Origin of the sequence: Lentzea guizhouensis, from assembly GCF_001701025.1 — a bacterium.
Taxonomy (GTDB): domain Bacteria; phylum Actinomycetota; class Actinomycetes; order Mycobacteriales; family Pseudonocardiaceae; genus Lentzea; species Lentzea guizhouensis.
Window position 1 is genome coordinate 2292618 of record NZ_CP016793.1, and the last position, 19191, is coordinate 2311808.

At 70.0% G+C, this 19191-nt stretch carries 22 protein-coding genes; 11 read left to right on the top strand and 11 right to left on the bottom strand.

Going from position 1 to position 19191, the window contains the following annotated elements:
• Positions 1–19 precede the first annotated feature (19 nt).
• Positions 20–283: a DUF2530 domain-containing protein gene (locus tag BBK82_RS11480; RefSeq protein WP_065914996.1), complete on the bottom strand. Its 264-nt coding sequence runs from the start codon at positions 281–283 to the stop codon at positions 20–22.
• A gap of 16 nt (positions 284–299) precedes the next feature.
• Between BBK82_RS11480 and BBK82_RS11485 the strand changes: the two genes are divergently transcribed.
• From BBK82_RS11485 to BBK82_RS11495, 3 genes are read left to right on the top strand one after another with little or no spacing between them, the layout of a single operon-like run.
• Positions 300–1733: an NCS2 family permease gene (locus BBK82_RS11485; protein ID WP_065914997.1), complete on the top strand. Its 1434-nt coding sequence runs from the start codon at positions 300–302 to the stop codon at positions 1731–1733.
• Between the two features lie 39 nt (positions 1734–1772).
• Positions 1773–2198, top strand: coding sequence for a MarR family winged helix-turn-helix transcriptional regulator (locus BBK82_RS11490; protein WP_065914998.1), 426 nt, complete (start codon positions 1773–1775; stop codon positions 2196–2198).
• 58 nt (positions 2199–2256) lie between these two features.
• Entirely contained in the window at positions 2257–3519 is a 1263-nt protein-coding gene (locus BBK82_RS11495) for an MFS transporter (protein ID WP_065914999.1), read from the top strand.
• 414 nt (positions 3520–3933) lie between these two features.
• Here BBK82_RS11495 and BBK82_RS56230 read toward each other — a convergent pair whose 3' ends face one another.
• The 3 genes from BBK82_RS56230 to BBK82_RS11505 form a co-directional block, all read right to left on the bottom strand.
• Complete coding sequence (locus BBK82_RS56230; RefSeq protein ID WP_335618074.1) at positions 3934–5262, bottom strand: hypothetical protein; 1329 nt, start codon at positions 5260–5262, stop codon at positions 3934–3936.
• 403 nt (positions 5263–5665) lie between these two features.
• Positions 5666–6694 carry a sacsin N-terminal ATP-binding-like domain-containing protein gene (locus BBK82_RS56235; RefSeq protein ID WP_335618075.1) on the bottom strand — a complete coding sequence of 343 codons (1029 nt, stop codon included), beginning with the start codon at positions 6692–6694 and terminating at the stop codon, positions 5666–5668.
• Positions 6691–7419: a DUF3027 domain-containing protein gene (locus BBK82_RS11505; protein ID WP_237048141.1), complete on the bottom strand. Its 729-nt coding sequence runs from the start codon at positions 7417–7419 to the stop codon at positions 6691–6693. The genes BBK82_RS56235 and BBK82_RS11505 overlap by 4 nt, the downstream gene beginning before the upstream one ends.
• A gap of 58 nt (positions 7420–7477) precedes the next feature.
• On the opposite strand from BBK82_RS11505, the gene BBK82_RS11510 reads away from it, so the two are divergent.
• From BBK82_RS11510 to BBK82_RS11520, 3 genes are read left to right on the top strand one after another with little or no spacing between them, the layout of a single operon-like run.
• The gene (locus BBK82_RS11510; protein WP_083267916.1) at positions 7478–8215 is read left to right on the top strand and encodes a glutaminyl-peptide cyclotransferase; all 738 of its coding nucleotides are present in this window, start codon (positions 7478–7480) and stop codon (positions 8213–8215) included.
• Between the two features lie 19 nt (positions 8216–8234).
• Positions 8235–9737 carry an MFS transporter gene (locus tag BBK82_RS11515; RefSeq protein ID WP_065915001.1) on the top strand — a complete coding sequence of 501 codons (1503 nt, stop codon included), beginning with the start codon at positions 8235–8237 and terminating at the stop codon, positions 9735–9737.
• Positions 9738–9747: 10 nt separating this feature from the next.
• The gene (locus BBK82_RS11520) at positions 9748–10203 is read left to right on the top strand and encodes a DUF2771 family protein (RefSeq protein ID WP_065915002.1); all 456 of its coding nucleotides are present in this window, start codon (positions 9748–9750) and stop codon (positions 10201–10203) included.
• Here the strand turns inward: BBK82_RS11520 and BBK82_RS11525 are convergent.
• Both BBK82_RS11525 and BBK82_RS11530 read right to left on the bottom strand, forming a co-directional pair.
• The gene (locus BBK82_RS11525) at positions 10200–10784 is read right to left on the bottom strand and encodes an HD domain-containing protein (protein WP_065915003.1); all 585 of its coding nucleotides are present in this window, start codon (positions 10782–10784) and stop codon (positions 10200–10202) included. The genes BBK82_RS11520 and BBK82_RS11525 overlap by 4 nt on opposite strands.
• Positions 10785–10797: 13 nt before the next feature.
• Positions 10798–11187, bottom strand: coding sequence for a cold-shock protein (locus BBK82_RS11530; protein ID WP_065920987.1), 390 nt, complete (start codon positions 11185–11187; stop codon positions 10798–10800).
• Between the two features lie 124 nt (positions 11188–11311).
• On the opposite strand from BBK82_RS11530, the gene BBK82_RS11535 reads away from it, so the two are divergent.
• Complete coding sequence (locus BBK82_RS11535; RefSeq protein ID WP_065915004.1) at positions 11312–11512, top strand: hypothetical protein; 201 nt, start codon at positions 11312–11314, stop codon at positions 11510–11512.
• Here the strand turns inward: BBK82_RS11535 and BBK82_RS11540 are convergent.
• A complete protein-coding gene (locus BBK82_RS11540) occupies positions 11487–12101 on the bottom strand; it encodes an HAD family hydrolase (RefSeq protein ID WP_154697254.1) in 615 nt (204 codons plus the stop codon). The two genes, BBK82_RS11535 and BBK82_RS11540, sit on opposite strands and share 26 nt — an antisense overlap.
• 52 nt (positions 12102–12153) lie before the next feature.
• On the opposite strand from BBK82_RS11540, the gene BBK82_RS11545 reads away from it, so the two are divergent.
• Positions 12154–12696, top strand: a complete 543-nt coding sequence (locus BBK82_RS11545) for a TetR/AcrR family transcriptional regulator (protein ID WP_170067902.1) — start codon at positions 12154–12156, stop codon at positions 12694–12696.
• Positions 12697–12737: 41 nt separating this feature from the next.
• Positions 12738–13943, top strand: coding sequence for an Nramp family divalent metal transporter (locus tag BBK82_RS11550; RefSeq protein ID WP_065915006.1), 1206 nt, complete (start codon positions 12738–12740; stop codon positions 13941–13943).
• Here BBK82_RS11550 and BBK82_RS11555 read toward each other — a convergent pair.
• On the bottom strand, positions 13922–14881 hold the full coding sequence (locus BBK82_RS11555; RefSeq protein ID WP_065915007.1) for a Gfo/Idh/MocA family protein: 960 nt from the start codon (positions 14879–14881) through the stop codon (positions 13922–13924). The two genes, BBK82_RS11550 and BBK82_RS11555, sit on opposite strands and share 22 nt — an antisense overlap.
• A 22-nt stretch (positions 14882–14903) precedes the next feature.
• Between BBK82_RS11555 and BBK82_RS11560 the strand changes: the two genes are divergently transcribed.
• Together BBK82_RS11560 and BBK82_RS11565 are read left to right on the top strand one after the other, a co-directional pair.
• The gene (locus tag BBK82_RS11560; RefSeq protein ID WP_065915008.1) at positions 14904–15278 is read left to right on the top strand and encodes a YccF domain-containing protein; all 375 of its coding nucleotides are present in this window, start codon (positions 14904–14906) and stop codon (positions 15276–15278) included.
• A gap of 118 nt (positions 15279–15396) precedes the next feature.
• Entirely contained in the window at positions 15397–15933 is a 537-nt protein-coding gene (locus BBK82_RS11565) for a DUF3558 domain-containing protein (protein ID WP_065915009.1), read from the top strand.
• Between the two features lie 17 nt (positions 15934–15950).
• Here the strand turns inward: BBK82_RS11565 and BBK82_RS11570 are convergent, their stop codons facing one another.
• The 3 genes from BBK82_RS11570 to BBK82_RS11580 are packed head-to-tail and all read right to left on the bottom strand — an operon-like array spanning position 15951 to position 19190.
• Positions 15951–17546, bottom strand: coding sequence for an AMP-binding protein (locus tag BBK82_RS11570; protein WP_065915010.1), 1596 nt, complete (start codon positions 17544–17546; stop codon positions 15951–15953).
• Between the two features lie 13 nt (positions 17547–17559).
• Complete coding sequence (locus BBK82_RS11575) at positions 17560–18345, bottom strand: metallophosphoesterase (RefSeq protein WP_065915011.1); 786 nt, start codon at positions 18343–18345, stop codon at positions 17560–17562.
• A gap of 53 nt (positions 18346–18398) precedes the next feature.
• Positions 18399–19190, bottom strand: a complete 792-nt coding sequence (locus tag BBK82_RS11580) for an HAD-IIA family hydrolase (RefSeq protein ID WP_237048142.1) — start codon at positions 19188–19190, stop codon at positions 18399–18401.
• Between the last annotated feature and the right edge of the window lies 1 nt (position 19191).

The window sequence follows — 19191 nt, forward strand, 5'->3', positions numbered from 1 at the left end:
CCACCCGAAGCTGACCGGGCTAGGACTCGTCGAGCCCCTGCTGCGCCCCGCGTGACCCTCGCCTCGCCGCCCGGCGTTGCCAGTAGAAGACTCCGTACCCGATGATCCCGAGCAGACCGCCGCACAGGGTCGTCCAGAGCAGCAGGCTGTTCGCGCGGTCGACCACGAGCACCACGAGAAAACCGAGGAACCACAGCGCCGTTCCCCCGAGCACCACAGGCACGGGGTCGGCCAGCCGGTGCGGCAGCGGCGGCGGGCTGGGGGCGGAGTCGCGTTCGGACACGGGGTTAGGAGACCAGATGCTGGACGGGTTCTTCAAGATTTCCGAGCGCGGGTCGACCGTGGCGCGTGAGGTGCGCGGCGGTGTCGTGACCTTCTTCACGATGGCTTACATCGTGGTGCTGAACCCGTTGATCATCGGCAGCTTCGCTCCGACGGGGCCGGGGGCGCACCCGGACGTGCTGGGCAACATCCTGCCGGTCGGGCAGGTGGCGGCGGTGACGGCGCTGGTCGCGGGCGTGATGACCATCCTGTTCGGACTGATCGCGAACTACCCGTTCGCGCTGGCCACCGGGCTCGGCATCAACTCGTTCGTGGCCGTGAGCGTCGCGGCGAAGGTCAGCTGGCCGGAGGCGATGGGGCTCATCCTCGTCAACGGCCTGGTCGTGCTGCTGCTCGTGGTCACCGGTGTGCGGACCGCGGTGTTCAACGCCGTGCCGAACGAGCTGAAGGCCGCCATCGCGGTGGGCATCGGTCTCTTCATCACGTTCATCGGCCTGGTCGACGCCGGGTTCGTGCGCCGGCTGCCGGACGCGGCGAACACGACCGTGCCGGTGGGGCTGGGCATCAACGGCTCGATCGCGAGCTGGCCGACGCTGGTGTTCGTGGTCGGGCTCGTCGTGACCGGTGTGCTGTTCGCGCGCAAGGTGAAGGGCGCGATCCTGATCGGCATCGTCTCGACGGCGATCTTCGCGATCGTGCTGGAGGCGGTCGTGAAGGCCGGTCCGTCCGCCGGTGTCAACGCCAAGGGCTGGAACCTCGGCTACCCCGCGCTGCCCGACCAGGTCTTCGGCCTGCCGGACCTGTCGCTGCTGGGCGAGGTGTCGTTCGGCGCGTGGACGCGGCTGCCGGCGCTGGCCGCGGCGTTGATCGTCTTCACGCTGGTGCTCACCGACTTCTTCGACACCGTCGGCACGATGACGGGCCTCGGCAAGGAAGCCGGCCTGATCAAGGAGGACGGCCAGCTGCCGAACGTGAGCAAGGCCCTGTTCGTCGACGGTCTGGGCGCGGTGGCCGGCGGTGCGGCGTCGAGCTCGTCGAACACCGTGTACATCGAGTCGGCCTCCGGTATCGCCGAGGGGGCGCGCACTGGCCTCGCGAACGTGGTGACCGGCGTGCTGTTCCTGCTGGCGATGTTCTTCACGCCGCTCTACCAGGTCGTGCCGATCGAGGCGGCCGCACCGGCGTTGGTGATCGTCGGCGCGCTGATGATGATGCAGATCCGCGAGATCGACTTCAGCGACTTCACGGTGGCGCTGCCCGCGTTCCTCACGATCGTGGTCATGCCGTTCACCTACTCGATCGCGAACGGCATCGGCGCGGGCTTCGTCAGCTACGTGCTGCTCAAGGCCCTCACCGGCCGGGCCCGCGGTGTCCACCCGCTGATGTGGGTCGTGGCCGCCGCGTTCGTCGTCTACTTCGCACTCGGCCCGATCCAGGGCCTGCTGGACTGACGTTCGGCGAGAAACTATTTCGTGAGTTATGCTAACTACGTGGCGAACGAACCGCACGGCCTGGCGAGCAGGCTTCGGCTTGCCGTCGTCCGCCTCAACCGCCGGCTGCGAGCCCAGCGCACCAACTCGTCGGTGTCGCTGACCCAGGTGTCCGCGCTGTCCACACTGCACAAGTGCGGCCCGCTGACGCCGGGCGAGCTCGCCGCCAAGGAAGGCGTGCAACCGCCGTCGATGACGCGGGTCATCGCCGCGCTGGAGGAGTTCGGCTTCGCCACGCGCAGCCCGCACCCCACCGACGGCCGTCAAGCCATCGTCGAGCTGACCGGCGAAGGCTTGTCGTACCTCGAGGACGAGATCACCGCGCGCGAGGCGTGGCTGGACAAGCGGCTGGCGGAGCTCCCCCAGGAGGAACGGGAGCTGCTCTCCAAGGCCGCCGAGATCATCGACAGGATGGCGGGGCAGTAAGGACGTGTCGGGTTACGCGGGTGGTGGAGCGGAGACTTCGTCACCTCGGCGTACCGGAATGTTCTCTTCGCTTCGCATACACAACTACCGCCTCTACGCCTCCGGGCAGATCATCTCGCTGGTCGGCGTCTGGATGCAGCGCGTCGCCCAGGACTGGCTGGTCCTGGAGCTGACCAACGGCTCCGCCGTCGCCTTGGGCATCGCGGCGTCGTTGCAGTTCCTGCCGGTTCTGCTGCTGTCGATGTGGGGCGGCGTGCTCGCGGACCGCCTGGACAAGCGGCGGCTGTTGCTGTGGCTGGAGTCGGCGCTCGGTGTCTGCGCGTTGGCCTTGGGGCTGTTGGACGTCTCCGGCGTCGTCGAGCTGTGGCACGTATATGTGCTGTGCTTCCTGCTCGGGTGCTTCTCGGCGGTCGAGACGCCGGTGCGGCAGTCGTTCGTCGTGGAGATGGTCGGCCGGTCGTCCCTGACCAACGCCGTGGCCCTGAACTCGATGATGTTCAACCTGGCGCGGATCATCGGGCCCGCTGTCGCCGGCCTGGCCATCGTGGCGATCGGGACCGGGTGGGTGTTCATCGCGAACGCCGTCAGCTTCGTCGGTGTGGTGCTCGGCGTGTGGCTGATGCGCACCACGGAGCTGCTGCGCTCGGATCCGGTGCCGCGGGCGAAGGGGCAGCTGCTGTCCGGGCTGCGTTATGTGCGCGGGCGGCCGGACCTCATGACCGTGATGCTGCTGGTCTTCTTCATCTCGACGTTCGGGTTCAACTTCTACCTGACGCTGGCGATCATGGCCCGCAACGTGTTCGGCGGGGACGCCGATGCGTACGGGTTGTTGTCGACCCTGATCGCGGTGGGGACGTTGGCCGGGGCGACCTGGGCCGCGCGGCGGAAGACTCCCCGGATGTCGGTGTTCATCGGGTCCGGGGTGGTGTTCGGGGTGCTGGAGGTCGTGTCCGGTCTCATGCCGACGATGCTGCTGACCGGGCTGATGATGATCCCGGTCGGCGTGGCGATGATGACCTTCAACACCACCGCGAACGCGACGATCCAGCTGGCCGTCGAGCCGGAGATGCGCGGGCGGGTGATGGGGATCTACATGCTGGTCTTCCTGGGCGGGAACCCGGTGGGCGGGCCGTTGATGGGGTGGCTCGGGGAGGTCAACGGGCGAGCGCCGATCATCGTCGGTGGTGTGGTGTCGGTGCTGGTGACGGTGACGGCGTGGGTGATCTTGGTGCGGCGCGGGGACATCGGGAGGCCGCGGTTGAGGCGGCGGGGGCGGAACATTGCGGCGGAGCCGGCTGAGACCGCCGACGCTGCTGTCTGAGCCTCGGTCGGGGTCTGTTGGCCGAGTTCGTCGCCTGTTCGGGTGAACGTTGTCCGGATTCTCGGCCGCCTGCGTCTGTTGAGCGTCACGAACCTCTGATCAACCGCGCCCGCAGATTTGGAAACGCGGAAAGGGTGCGCCGAAGATGTGGAGACGATCCGAACGTGGGGTCTGGCCACCAGCGCGAGTCAGCTCCGAACGTGGGGCGCGGCCACCGGCGCGAGTCAGCCCAGCAGGAGTCAGCCCGGCAAGAGTGGTCGGCACCGGCCCGGTGATCAGGGCGCGTCCGGATCCCAGCCGTGCTCGGCCAGCGCCGCGTGCACCCGGACTACCCGCTGCCGTTCGCGCGAGGCGGTGCGTGCAGCCACGGCGGTTCGGACTCCGGCACGTCAGCCCCGTCCAAGGTCCGCCACCTCAGCCCAGCAGGGTTGCCGCGGTCGGTTCGGTGATCAGGGCGGCGAACGTGTGGCGGTCGTCCCAGCGTTCGGTGACCCAGGCGAGCGCCCGTGCCAGGCCCTCGGGGGTGTCGGTGGCGTGGGGGACGTCGGCCATCCACCAGTCGACGCGGTGGCCGTCGACCAGCAGCTCCTCGTGGACCACGACCACGCCGTCGGGCAGCGGGACTTCGAGGAGCTCGCAGGCCATCCGGACCGCGGCGAGGTCGTGCCACTGCACGATTTCGCCGACGTGGTCCGGGGAGCCCTCGAACTCCTCGGAGGCGAGTGCCAGGTCCAGGAGGTCGGCGAGGTCTTCCGATCCGTCGGCCAGCAGGACGCGGGACGGGGGGACCACGCCGAGGAGCCAGGGGTGGTCGAGGACGACCACGTCGTCGGCCGGGACTACCTCGCCGGTGAGGACGCGGACGTGTGTCGGGGGGCGGAAGTCGCCGTCGGGGAGGGCGGCGTGGGCGCGGAGGACCACGGCGTCGGCGATGGCGCGGTCCGGGTCGGCGAGGCGGTCGAGGACGAGTTCGGCGTCGTCGTCGTCGAGGACGTCGAGGTGGGTGCGGACGCCCGCGGCGCGCAGGACGTGGTCCGGGAGTTCGAGGTCCGGGGCCGGGTCGAAGAGGCCCTCGAGGAGGGTGGCGGCCGGGAGGCGGTACTCGCGCGGGGGGTTGCCCGCCAGGGAGGCGTGGCGGGCGATCCACCAGGCCGTGTAGCCGTCGGGTTCGGTGACGGCGCGCCAGGTGAGCGGGTCGGAGGCGAGCAGGCGCAGCGCCGCGGGCCAGTCGGCGACCAGGTCGAGGTCGCGGACGGCGAGGACGCGGGTGGGCTCGTCGGGAGTGGACGACCACCAGGCGGCTTCGTCGGCGAGGTCGTGGTCCGGGCCCGCGGGCTCGTCGTCGACGACCAGGGTGAAGCCGTCGACCACACCCAGGGCGACGAGGGCCGGGCGGGGGTAGGTGTCGGCGATCTCCTTGGAGAGCACCGGGAAGGCGTCGGACTCCAGGACGCCGACCAGTGGGGAGTCGGGCAGCAGGAGCTCGTCGGCGCGGTGCCATTCGCCGGTGGCGTCGGGCAGGGCGAGGGCGCCGAGCCAGGGTTGTTCGCCGGCGCGCAGGGCGGCGCGGTCGACGAGGCGCAGGACGGTGTCGACGAGGTCGTCGGGGGCGAGGCCGGCTTCGGCGTCTTCCAGGGAGCGGGCCACGTTCTCGCGCAGCGACGGGTCGGCGAGCAGCTCGGCGGCGCCTGCTTCGACCGCGCCCAGGCGGACGAGCAGCGGGTGCACGGCGTCCGGGTGCACGACGCGCAGGCCGGGCAGGGGCTCGTGCGATCAGGGTGGTGCGGGGGCCGGTGACCGTCGCCGTCGGCGAGCGGGACGGGCAGGGACTGCAGGGCCTCGCGGACGTCCGGGTCGACCTCGGCCAGCGGTGCGAAGGCGGCGTAGACCTCGCGCCACCAGGCCGGGTCGCCGTCGACGCCGGCCAGTGCGGCGACCACCTCGGCGACCGGGACGCGCGGGACTTCCAGTGCTGCCAGGGCTTTGGCGTGCACGGGGGCGGAGAGCTCGGCGTCCAGCAGGCCCGGCAGGGCGTCCTCGACGAGCTCGACGAGCTCCTCGGAGCCCACGTCGAGCACGCGGGCGCGGGCGGGGGCGATCCACTCGCCGGACGCCAGCGGCAGCCACTCGGCCGCGCGCAACGCCTTCAGCCGCGGCGCGCAGGCGGTCGTCCACTTCGGACAGCGGGAAGCCGGGCAGCGGCACCAGGCGGTGCGTTCCACGCGGGGACGCGCGCCAGGGCCGGGTACAGGGCCGCGGCCGACTCCAGCACCGACCACGCGGCGGCACCGGGCAGCACGCGGCGGCGCGAGGGCTCGACGGGCACGGTGGCGATCAGTCGTGCGGGCAACGACACCCGCTCGTCGGTCGGCGTCGGCGCGTGCAGCACGTCCTCACCGAGCGGCTCGTCGAGCGGGTACGCCCAGGTAGCGGTCCACTGTGGACGGTGTTCGACGCCCTGCACGAGAGACGCGGGCAGCTCACCGGAGACCTGCTCGACCAGCCAGCGCGACGACCCGACGGTCACCACGCCCTCGGCGGTGACGAAGCGCTCCCACGACTGGGAACCGATCTCGACGCGGCGCAGACCCGGCAGCGCCAGCAGCAGGTCCGGCACCTCGGCGGCCAGGTCGTCGAGCGACAGGTCGACGGTCAGCGGCAGCCGGACCTCGGTCGTGAAACCGTCCGGCACCGGCTCGGAGCACGGCCACACCAGCCGCAGCACCGGCACGTCACCGCCGCGTTCGGCGGCCAGCTCCGGCACCTCCAGGCGGGTCCGGGCGGCGGAGAACTCGACGCCACCGGACACCGAGACCACGCGCGGCGCGTCGGTCACGGCCAGCACGGCCGCGAACCCGACGCCGAACTGCCCGACGCCCGACTCCTTGGCCGACGCCCGCAGCGACGCCAGCGCGGCCACACCCGCGGCGGTCAGCGGCGCGCCGGTGTTCGCGGCCCGCAGCTCACCGTCCACCAGGGTGATCCGCAACACACCAGGCTCAGGACCGGCGGCGTCGGCGGCGTTCTGGGCCAGCTCGACGAGCAGGCGGTCGCGGTAGCCACCGATGCGGAGGTCCTCCTCCGCGTTCGCGTCCTCGCGGAACCGGGTGGGCGAACCACGCCACGCGGCGAGGACCGAGGTGCGCAGGGCCTCGGTGCCGAACGGGTCGGTCACTCGGAGACGTCCAGCTGCGCGTCGTCGTAGACGAGGTCGGCGACCGGCACCATCGGGCTGATGTCGACCTCGATCTGGGAGTGCGCGCCGCAGCCGTAGCCGACGTGCACGACGTGGCCGTCGGCCGGCGCGATCTCGTTCGCGCACACGCCGAACGCGGCGCCGAACGCACCGGCCACGCGGGTGTAGAAACCGCAGGTGCCGCAGTGCGCGGGGGCGGAGCGGGCCATGTCCGACTTCGGGCCGAACTCCGAGGACACCCAGCGTTCGGCGGCGTCGAGACGGCCCTCGCGGGACAGCACGCGCTCGCGACCGAGACCGATCTCCAGCGCCACCTCCTCGACGGCCGGGTCGTCGGACTGGACGTGGCCGGAGACCAGGCGCGGGTCGTCCTCGCGGGCCGGGAACAGGTCGCCGACGCCGAGGTCACCGGCGCGGACCCGGTCGCTCCACGGCACCCACTCGGGTGCGACCAGGGCCTCCTGGCCCGGCAGCAGCACGACCTCGCTGACCGACACCGGCGTGCCCTCGCCCGCGCAGGCGACGGTCACGGCCCAGTTCCAGCCGCGGTAGCCCGCGTGCTCGGCTTCGAAGAGGTGCGTCACCGAGAACTCGTCCTCGGCGGACACCCCCACATGAGCACCGACGCGTTCCAACCCGGCTTCCTCCTGCGCGGCGGCGCGGGCGAGGTCAACGGCGTCGGCGAGCAGTTGCGTGGCGTTCACGAACTGAATTGTGCCGCAGGACTTCGCGGGGACGAAAACTCGTGCCACCCTCCGTGGGGTGCGCTCACCCGTCTGGCTGGTCCTCGTCGCGGTTCTCGCCGCCTGTTCGACCCCGCAGGAAACAAAACCGCAGGTAGAAGTGCTCCAGAAAATTCCGCACGACACAACCGCGTTCACCCAGGGGTTGGAACTCGTCGACGGCGTCCTCTACGAGGGCACCGGTCTGGAGGGCGAGTCGACGATGCGCGCGCTCGACCCGGCGACCGGCGAGGTGCGCCAGAAGGTCGACCTGCCGCAGGAGCTCTTCGGCGAGGGCATCACGGTCGTCGACGACACCATCTGGCAGATCACGTGGCGCAACGGCGTGGCGATCGAGCGGGACCGCAAGACGTTCGACGAGGTGCGCCGGGTGTCCTACGACGGCGAGGGCTGGGGCCTCTGCCGCGACCAGTCCCGGCTCGTCATGAGCGACGGCAGCGCGAAGCTCACCTTCCGCGACCCGAAGTCGTTCGCCGAGACCGGAAGTGTGCAGGTCACGCGGGACGGCACGCCGCTGACGCAGCTCAACGAGCTGGAGTGCGTGGGCGGCGAGGTGTGGGCGAACGTGTGGAAGACCGACGAGATCGTGCGCATCGACCCGGCCGACGGGAAGGTCACGAACACCTACGACCTGTCCTCTTTGAAGCCGCAAGGTGACGTCGACGTCCTGAACGGCATCGCGCACGTTCCCGGTACCGACGAGTTCCTGGTCACAGGCAAGAACTGGCCCACCATCTTCCGGGTGCGCTTCCACTGAATGGGGCAGGATTGAGGGTGTGACGGGCGACCGCGGGTGGAGTGACGAGCCGACTCCGAAGCGCTACCCGTGGCAGGACGACGAGTACCAGCCGCGGCAGCGCCGTGGCACGCCGTCCGAGCACGGTTTCCAGCCGCCTCCGCGCACCCAGAACACCCGGCCACTGCCGGACGAGGACCAGCAGACCACCCCGAGGCCGAAGCCGCCGAAGAAGCTCACCGTCACCCGCGTCGCGTGGTTCCGGTCCAAGCAGCTCTCGCAGCAGGCGGTCGCGGCGTTCCGGCGGGCGGCGCACGCGGACGGCGCGAAGAAGTCCGGCATGTCGTCGGTCACCTACGCGGTGATGATGAACTACGCGGCCGACGCGGCGATGGCCGTGGCGCTGGCGAACACGTTGTTCTTCTCGGCTGCCAGTGCCGAGTCCAAGACCAAGGTCGCGCTGTACCTGCTGATCACGGTCGCGCCGTTCGCGTTGATCGCGCCGGTGATCGGCCCGCTGCTGGACAAGATCCAACGCGGGCGGCGGCTCGCCCTGGCCGCGTCTTGCGTGCTGCGGATCGGGTTGTCGGTCGTGATGGCGCTGAACTTCGACAACTGGCTGCTGTACCCGGCGGCGCTGGGCAGCATGGTGCTGTCGAAGTCGTTCACGGTGCTCAAGTCGGCGATCACGCCGCGGGTGCTGCCGCCGGAGATCACGCTGTCGAAGACCAACGCGCGCATGACCGTCTTCGGGCTGGCGGCGGGTGCGGTGTTCGGTGCGTTCGCGGCGGGTTTCGCGAACCTCTTCGGCTCGCCGGGCGCGCTGTGGTTCACGGCGGTGCTGTGCCTGGTGAACGCGGTGCTGTGCATGCGGATCCCGGCGTGGGTCGAGGTGACCGAGGGCGAGGTGCCCGCGGCGCTGCGGTCGCGCAAGCCCGGCAAGCGGCCGATGTCGCGGCACATCGTGGTGTCGTTGTGGGGCAACGGGACCATTCGCGTGCTGACCGGGTTCCTGACGCTGTTCGCGGCTTTCGTGGTGCGCGAGCAGACCGAGGGCGACGCGGTCCGGCAGCTGCTGCTCCTGGGTGTGATCGCGGGTGCGGCCGGCATCGGCAGCTTCCTCGGCAACGCGATCGGCGCGCGCCAGCAGTTCGGCAAGCCCGACGAGGTGGTGCTCGGCTGCGTCGGCACGGCGCTGGCGGCCACGATCGTCGCCGCCGCCCTGCCCGGCCTGGTGACCGCCGCGATCGTGGGGCTGCTCGGTGCCACGGCGTCGGCGCTCGCGAAGGTGAGCCTGGACGCGGTGATCCAGGACGACCTGCCGGAGGAGTCGCGCGCGTCGGCGTTCGGCCGCTCCGAGACGATCCTGCAGCTCACGTGGGTCTTCGGCGGCGCGCTGGGCGTGCTGCTGCCGCCGACGTTCTGGGTCGGGTTCCTGGTGGTCGCGGTGCTGCTGGCGCTCGGTCTCACGCAGACCTGGATGTCCCGCAACGGAACCTCGTTGCACCGGCTCGTCCGCAGGGCGGCCCCGGCCACCCCGTAGGCTGCCTGACGTGCGTCGACTTGCTTCCGTCCTGGCCGTTTCCGTTCTCGTGCTGACGGGGTGCTCGCTCCCCCGCCACTACCCGGAGGTCACGTTCCACGCGAACGGCAAGACCATCCGGGTCGAGCCGGCGGTCTACTGCGACCTCGGCGGCGACAACTGCGCGGAGCGGGCCCAGCCCGCGAAGCTGAAGGTCCCCGCGGGCAAGGTCGTGCAGATCTCGGTCGACGGCCAGCTCGCCGACGGGCTGTGGGAGGCCGTGTTCCTGTACCGCGACGCGGCGGGCAAGGAGCAGACCACCGGCACCGGCCTGCTGGGCAAGGGCGAGAACTTCACCTACACGCTGTCGCTGCCGGACAAGGCCGACCAGCTGCTGGGCATCGAGGTCCACGAGGCGGCCGCGGCGGTGCTGGAGACCGGGCAGCCGCTGCTGCGCGGGTACTGGGCGGTCGAGGTCACCTCTTAACGGCGGCCGAACGCCTCCCACCACTCGGTGGGGGCGATGCGGAGAGCGCTGTCCATGAGCGCCTTGCCGGTGTCGGTGACGACGGACGCCTGCATGGTCTGGATGAAGCGCTCCATCTTGCTGACGCCGGCGGCCTGGTACTCGCGGGCCTGCAGGAGCAGTTCGAGCTTGTCGGCGTCACGGGAGCAACGCGCTTCGGGCGTGTGGTCGATGTCCTTGGCGGCTTCGTGCTCGGCTACCAACGCCTCGATGTGCGCGGCGAGCGGGGCGGGCAGGTGCTGGACCTGGTCGCGGGCCACCTGCTCCGGCGGGACCTTCACGTCGAGGTAGAGCTTGCCCACGTAGGGGATGTCGCCGATGCGCGCCTCGGGCACGTCGTGGAACAGGCCCAGCGTCGCCGCCCGGTCCGGGTTCGCGCCCTCCTGCACGGCGAGCGCGTACGCCAGCACGCCCACCCGGAACGAATGGGCTGCCACCGACTCGGGGTGCTGGACCCCGGCGAAGAGCCATCCCGCTCTGGGCAGGCGTTTGAGCTGGCCGACCTCGTAGACGAACTCGACGATCCGATCCGCGTCAGACATGACGCCGATCCTTTTACGGATCGAGGTCCCGCGCCACCGCCCGCACGACCTCGGCGACGAGCTTCATGTTCTTCTTGTCCGACGGGTAGCGGCCGCGGCGCAGGTCGGGCTGCACCTTGTTCTCCAGCAGCTTGATCATGTCCTCGATCAGGCCGTGCAGCTCCTCGGCGGGGCGGCGGCGGGCCTCGGCGACGGACGGCGCGGGGTCGACCAGGCGCACGGACAGCGCCTGGGGCCCTCGGCGGCCCTCTGCCATGCCGAACTCGATGCGCTGGCCGGCTTTCAGGCCTTCGACGCCGGGTGGCAGTGCGGACTTGCGGACGTAGACGTCCTCGCCACCGTCCTGGGTGACGAATCCGAAGCCCTTCTCCGTGTCGTACCACTTGACCTTGCCGGTCGGCACCGCGCTCACCATTCCCTTGCTCTTGCACAACGAACGCGCCCAGGGCGTACCCAGGACGCGTCCCACCAGAGTAGCCAGAAGACCAGGAGGAAGGCACCTCCGTTAGCGCGACTACGCTGCCGGTATGACCGCTCCGAAGTTGATGCCGCTGGCCATCGGCCTGTTCGCCGTCGGCGTACTGGCGATCATCGCGGTCTTCGCGTTGTTCATCGCGGGCAAGAGCGACCTGCCCGTGTGGTTGAACGTCGCCGCCACCTACCTGCCCGCGATCGGGCTGGGGCTGGGGATCATCGCGGTGGTCAGGAAGTCACGCCGGAAGTCCTGAGCCACTCCGGGAACTCGCGCAGGTCCTCCAGGACGACCGCGGCGCCCGCGTCGAGCAGTTCCTGCCGGCTGCACGGTCCGGTCACCACGCCCACGCCCAGCGCGCCCGCCGCGGCTGCTCCGCGCATGTCACCGACGTGGTCGCCCACGTAGACGGCGGCGCCGTGGAGCTTGAGCGACTCGGCCTTGCCGGTGGACCACAGCTCGCCGTAGAGGTGGTCGACCTCCCAGCCGAGGGCGTCGAGGTGCAGTGCGGCGTTCTTGCGGTACTTGCCGGTCACGACCATGGTCTGGCCGCCCAGCGCGCGCACGAGGGCCAGCGCGGCCGACGCGCCGGGCAGTGCGACGGTCGCGGGGATCACGACGTCCGGGTAGAGCGCGCGGAAGAGCGTGACCAGGTCCGGGATCTCCTCCTCGGGCACGCCCATGTCGCGGTAGATCATGTCCAGGGGCGGGCCGAGGTTCGCGGCGAAGTGCTCGCCGTCGAGGGCGTGACCGGTGCGGGCGCCGACCTCGTTCAGCACCGCGGCCATGCCCGGTCTGGGGTCGATGAGCGTCATGTCCAGGTCGAAACCCACGGTGAAAGGCACGGAACTCGACTCTACGTATATACAAAATCCATAACTGTGTAAAGCTGTTCATGTGAGCGACATCACCGAGCTCTGCATCGAGGCGGCCGCTGACCTGTTGGCGGTGCGCGGGTTCCACGGGTTGCGCATGATCGAGGTGGCCAGTCGCGCGGGGGTGAGCAGGCAGACGGTCTACAACGAGTTCGGCAACAAGGAAGGGCTCGTGCAGGCGGTCGCCGCGCACCGCACCGAGGAGTACCTGGCGGGCATCGCACAGCGGCTCAGGCAGGACCCCGACCCGTGGCAGGCCATGCGGCTGGCGTTCCGGTTCACGTTCGAGCAGACCGAGAAGGACCGGCTCGCCTCCGCGATGCTGACCGGACAGGACGCCGAGGACCTGTTGCCGTTCCTCACGATTCGCGGCCATCCCGTGCTGTTCCACGCGACCGAGGTCGTCGAGCGGCACCTGAGCGAGCACTTTCCCGGCAAGCGGGTGCGGTTCACGGCGGAGACGACCGTGCGGCTCGCGCTGAGCCACCTGCTGATGCCGAGTGGCGACCTCGACGACGCGATGGACGCTGTGATCACGGTCGCGCGCGTCACCCTGGAAGCCTGAACCCCTTGTTGCAATAATCTTGCAACAAGGGGAGGTGTCCGGTGGCCGCTGTCGGGACGCGCCTGCGTGCGGGCGCGGCGTTGCTCGGTCCGGCGTTCGTCGCCGCGATCGCGTACGTCGATCCCGGCAACGTGGCCACCAACACCGCGGCGGGCGCGACGTACGGGTACCTGCTGGTGTGGGTGCTCGTCGTCGCGAACGTCATGGCGGGGCTCGTGCAGTACCTGTCGGCGAAGCTCGGCCTGGTCACCGGGAAGTCGTTGCCGGAGGCGGTGCGGGACCACCTGCCGCGGCCGGTGCGGCTCGCCTACTGGGGCCAGGCCGAGGTGGTCGCGATGGCGACCGACCTGGCCGAGGTGCTGGGCGGAGCGATCGCGCTGCACCTGCTGTTCGACCTGCCGCTGCTGCTCGGCGGGGTGATCACCGGTGTGGTGTCGACGGTTCTGCTGCTGGTGCAGGACAGGCGCGGGCAGCGGCCGTTCGAGCGGGTGATCACGACGATGCTGGTCGTGATCGCGGTCGGGTTCATGGCGGGGTTGTTCGTGTCGCCGCCGTCCGGGGCTTCTGCGCTGGGCGGCCTGGTGCCGCGGTTCGACGGCGCGGACAGCGTGCTGCTCGCGGCGGGCATGCTCGGTGCGACCGTGATGCCGCACGCGGTCTACCTGCACTCGGCGCTGGCCCGTGACCGGCACGGGAAGAACCCGCGACTGCTCGGCACCACCAAGGTCGACGTCGTCGTCGCGATGCTGCTGGCCGGCGCGGTGAACATGGCGATGCTGCTGCTGGCGGCCTCGGCGTTGCAGGGCGAGGAGAACGTCGACACGCTCGAAGGAGCGCACGCGGCGGTCGGCGCCACGCTCGGTGGCGGGATCGCGTTGCTGTTCGCTCTTGGTCTGCTGGCTTCGGGTTTCGCCTCCACCGCCGTCGGGTGCTACGCCGGCGCGGTGGTGATGGACGGGCTGCTGCGGGTGCGGGTTCCGTTGCCGGCACGGCGAATCGTCACGCTGGTACCGGCGCTGGCGGTCCTGGCGTCCGGAGTGGACCCGACGTTCGCGTTGGTGCTGTCGCAGGTGGTGCTGTCGTTCGGCATCCCGTTCGCGATGGTGCCGTTGGTGTGGCTGACCGGGCGCCGGTCCGTGATGGGTGCGTTCACGAACCGGCGTGCGGTGACGTTCGCCGCCTGGGTGGTGGCGTTCGCGGTGGTGGTGCTGAACGTGGCGTTGATCTACCTGACGGTGGTGGCGTAGGAGACGCCGAGCTGGCGCAGCGCCTCCTGCATCGTGCGCATGACCTCCAGCGTGTCCTGCCAGGTGACCAGCGGGTTCTCGGTCAGGCCGGCGGCGATGGACTCCTCGACCGCGCGGATCTGGTGCGTGTAGCCCTCGTTCTCGATGGTGTGCTCGACTCCGTTGATGGTCGCCTTCTGCGCGTTGAACATCGGGTCGGCGATCTCGATCGAGCCCTTGGTGCCCACGATCTCCGCTTCACAGCCGATGTTCGCCACCAGCGAGCAGCTCAGCAACGCGTGCGCGCCGCCGGGGTAGCCGAGCAGCAGACCGGCATCGGAGTCCACATCGGACGGCGCCTTGCCGCCCCACGCGTGGATCTCCTGGGGAACGCCGAGCAGCAGGTGCGCGAGGGCGACCGGGTAGACGCCGAGGTCGAGCATCGCGCCGCCACCGGCCTCCTTCGCCCACAGCCGGTCGTTCGCGTCGAAGGTGTGCGCGAAGCCGAAGGACGCGCGCACCGAGCGGACGTCGCCGATCTCGCCGTCGGTGATGGCCTGGTGGACCTTGCGGACCAACGGGTTGAAGCGCGTCCACATGGCCTCCATGAGGAACAGGTTCCCCTTGGACCTGGCCTTCTCGACCATCTCCTCGGCGTCGGCGACCGTGAGGGCGAAGGCCTTCTCGCACAGCACGTGCTTGCCGGCGTCGAGCGCGGCGAGCGTGACCTCGTGGTGCTGGCCGTGCGGGGTGGCGACGTAGACCACGTCGACGTCGGGGTCGGCGAGCAGGTCGTGGTAGTCGCCGTACGCCCGCTCGATCCCGAACCGGTCGGCAAACGCTTGCGCCCTCGTCACGTCACGCGAGGACACCGCGAGAACTGTGACGCCCTCGACTTTCAGCATGTCAGCGGTCACGGCCTGCGCGATGCCGCCCGTTGCGATCACACCCCACTTCATGCGATCAGCTTAGGCTGGAGACATGCGCCTCATCCTGAACGTGATCTGGCTGGTGCTCGCCGGTTTCTGGATGGCCGTCGGCTACGCGGTCGCCGGTCTGATCTGCTGCATCCTGATCATCACGATCCCGTGGGGCATCGCGTCGTTCCGCATCGCGAACTACGCGCTGTGGCCGTTCGGCCGCGAGGTGGTCGACAAGCCGGGCGCGGGCACGGGCTCGCTGCTGGGCAACGTCATCTGGATCATCGTCGCCGGGATCTGGCTCGCCATCGGGCACATCGTCACCGGCATCGCGCTGTGCATCACGGTCATCGGCATCCCGCTGGGCGTCGCGAACTTCAAGCTGGTGAAGGTGTCGCTGGTGCCGCTGGGCAAGGAGATCGTCGAGGTCCCGTGACAGCGACCAGAGCCTTTTCACCTTTCTGGGCGCGGCGGGGTTCGTCTGTTCGCGAGACGGTTCCGCTGCGTTCTGGCAGCATCACCGAACGAAGTTTCCGCCTGGGGGAAGTAGTTCGATGAACACGTTGCGATTTGCCGCGCTCGCCTGCGCGCTCACGTTGTCCGGCTGCGGCACGCTGCCGAGCCTCAGCCCGAAGCCGGAGGCCGCGGCACCCGAGACCGAGGTGGCCGCCGCGGAGACCACCGCGGAGACCACCGGCCCGGTGTCGAAGATGCCGTGGCCGAACGCCTGCTCGGTGTACGACGCCGAGAAGGAGCTGCCCGACTACCAGTTCAAGCAGGACACGGGGGACGACCTCGCCTGCAAGTGGAAGCAGGACGACACCACCGTGCTGGACGTCGCGATGTACCGGGACATGGCGATCGACGCCGTGCCGGAGGATTCGCGGTCCAAAGTCACGGTGACCATGGTCGGCAAGCGCTCCGCCGTGGTCGTGGAGAAGCACTTCGGCCGTGAGACCCGGTGCAAGGTCGCGGTCGCCGCGGACGGCGGGACGATGTACGTCAGCGTGCTCACCGGCGACCTGCAGGAGTCGTGCGACGTCGCGAAGAAGGCCGCCGAGGCGATCGAGCCGAAGCTCCCCGGCTACTAGGGCGTGTCCAGGCGTTCCTAGGCGTGCTGGACGCCGTCGTCCAGCCCCAGCAGCTCCACCGACTTCACGCGCATCTCCACCTTGCGCACCTTGCCGGTGACCGTCATCGGGAACTCGTCCACCACGTGCACGTAACGCGGGATCTTGTAGTGGGCGAGCTTCCCGGTGCAGAACTCCCGCACCGCCTCCGCCGTCAGCGGTGCGACGCCCTCGCGCATCCGCACCCACGCCATGAGCTCCTCGCCGTACTTGGCGTCCGGCACGCCGACCACCTGGGCGTCGAGCACGTCGGGGTGCGTGTAGAGGAACTCCTCGATCTCGCGCGGGTAGACGTTCTCGCCACCGCGGATCACCATGTCCTTGATGCGACCGGTGATGTTCACGTACGAGTCGTCGTCCATCACCGCGAGGTCACCGGTGTGCATCCAGCCCGCCGCGTCCACGGCCTCCGCGGTCTTCTCCGGCTCGTTCCAGTAGCCGAGCATCACGGAGTAGCCGCGGGTGCAGAGCTCTCCCGGCGTGCCACGGGGAACGGTCGTGCCGGTGGCCGGGTCGACGATCTTGACCTCGAGGTGCGGGCCGACCCTGCCGACGGTGCCGACCCGGCGGTCCAGCGAGTCGTCGGCGCGGGTCTGCGTCGAGACGGGTGAGGTCTCGGTCATGCCGTAGCAGATGGACACCTCGCGCATGCCCATCCGGTCGACGACCTGCTTCATCACCTCGACCGGGCACGGCGAGCCGGCCATGATGCCGGTGCGCAGCGACGAGAGGTCGTAGCCGTCGGCGAGGTCGAGCATCGCGATGAACATCGTCGGCACACCGTAGAGCGACGTGCAGCGCTCCTCCTGCACCGCCGCAAGGGTCGCGGCCGGGTCGAAGGCGGGCGCGGGGATCACGACGCAGGCGCCGTGGCTGGTGGCGGCGAGGTTGCCCATCACCATGCCGAAGCAGTGGTAGAACGGCGGGACGACGCAGATGCGGTCGTTCTCCGTGTAGTTCAACAGCTCCCCGACGAAGTAGCCGTTGTTGAGGATGTTGTGGTGCGAGAGCGTCGCGCCCTTGGGGAAGCCGGTCGTGCCGGACGTGTACTGGATGTTGATCGGGTCGTCGCGGTCCAGCGCCGGCTCGGGGACGTCCGCGTCGCTCCACTGTGGATCGTCCACGAAGACCACGTGCCGCAGCGAGGGGCACCGCGGCCGGACGGAGGCGATCATCCCCTCGTAGTCCGAGGTCTTGAACGACCGCGCGGCCACCAGCGTGTGGATGCCGGCCTGGTTGAGCACGTACTCCAGCTCGTGCACCCGGTAGGCGGGGTTGACGTTGACCAGGATCGCGCCGAGCTGGGCCGTCGCGTACTGCACGAAGACCCACTCCGCGCAGTTCGGTGCCCAGATGCCGACCCGGTCGCCCTTGCGCACGCCCAGCGCGGTGAGCCCGGCGGCGGCGCGGGCGACCTCGGCCGCCAGCTCGGTGTAGGTCCACCGGCGACCGGTCGCGTGGTCGACGAGTGCCTCGCGGTCGCCGAACCGCGCGACGGTCGCGGCGAGGTTCGCGCCGATGGTGTCGCCCAGCAGCGGGGCGGTGGACGTGCCCGAGGAGTAGCTGGCGGTCATCCACCCACCGTAGTCAGGCTCCGCGGTACGGCAAGGACACGACGAGGCACGGCCCGCCGCTGTAGAGGCCGGCGTCGATCGCCAGCACCTTGTCGTCGGCGTAGACGAGCGGCCCGTCGATCTGGTCCGGCGTGACCCCGAGCTGGTCCGCGATGACGCTGTGCCCGTGCACGATCCTGGTGCCGCCCAACGTGGCCAGCAGCTCGTCGGCGATCTCGGAGCCCTGCGGGCCGCGGAAGGCGTACCTGGTCGTCATCTTGCGCCAGCACTCCCACCACTCGACCAGGTCGTCGCTCTTGAGCACCTGGCGAACCGCCTCGTTGACCTCCTCGATCGAGGACCCCCATTCGAGGTAGGCCACCGTGTCGGAGTGCATCAGCAGGTGGTCGTCGCGCAGCTTCAGCACCGGCCGGGTGGTCAGCCACTCGACGTGCGCGTCGGTCAGCCGGTCCTGGTCGCTGCGCAGGCCGCCGTTGAGCAGCCAGCTGCGCGCGAACGACCGCGGGCCCAGGCTGTCGGGCACCTGGTCGTCGCCGAAGTGGTACATGCCGAGCAGCAGCACCTCGTGGTTGCCGATCAACGAGTTGACCGAGCCGCCGGCCTCGGCTGCCTCATCACCCAGCCGCATGACGAGGTCGATCACGCCGACCCCGTCCGGCCCGCGGTCCACGAAGTCGCCGAGGAACCACAGCTCGGCCTCGCCACCGGTCCAGTGCCCCTCCTCGTCGCACAACTCGGCGACGTGCAGGGCCCTGGTCAGTTCGGCGAGGTGTCCGTGCACGTCACCCACGACGTACATAGGACGGCGATCCGTGTCCACCTCCGCGACGATAGGTGATGAACCCTCGCGCGTCAGTGGTCAGTCCAGTCGCCGAACGGGTCCTGAGAGTGACCGACGAGCTCCGCGATCGACTTGAGCACCCGCGTCGGGCGGTACGGGTACATCTCGGCGTGCTCGGCGGTGAAGATCCCGGAGAGCACCAGGATGGTCGACAGGCCGGCCTCCAGGCCGGAGCGGACGTCGGTGTCCATCCGGTCGCCGATCATGAGGGCGTGCTCCGAGTGCGAGCCCAGCGCGCGCAGGGCCGACCGCATCATCAACGGGTTCGGCTTGCCGACGTAGTACGGCTCCCGGCCGGTGGCGCGCTCGATCAACGCCGCCACGGCGCCGGTCGCGGGCAGCGAGCCCTCGCGCGACGGGCCGGTGGCGTCCGGGTTGGTCGCGATGAACTTCGCGCCTTCCTCGACCAGGCGGATGGCCTTGGTGATCGCGGTGAAGCTGTAGGTGCGCGTCTCACCGAGGACGACGTAGTCGGGGTCGCGGTCGGTCAGCACGTAGCCGATCTCGTGCAGCGCGGTGGTGAGGCCGGCCTCGCCGATGACGAACGCCGAGCCGTTCGGGCGCTGCGAGTCGAGGAACCGGGCCGTGGCGAGCGCGGAGGTCCAGATCGACGACTCGGGGATGTCGAGGCCGGTCCGCTGCAGCCGGGCGCGCAGGTCGCGTGGCGTGTAGATGGAGTTGTTCGTGAGCACGAGGAACGGGGTGTCGGAGGCACGCAGCTCTCCGACGAACTCGTCAGCGCCGGGGATCAGGTGCTCTTCGTGCACCAGAACGCCGTCCATGTCCATCAAGTAGTGCCACATG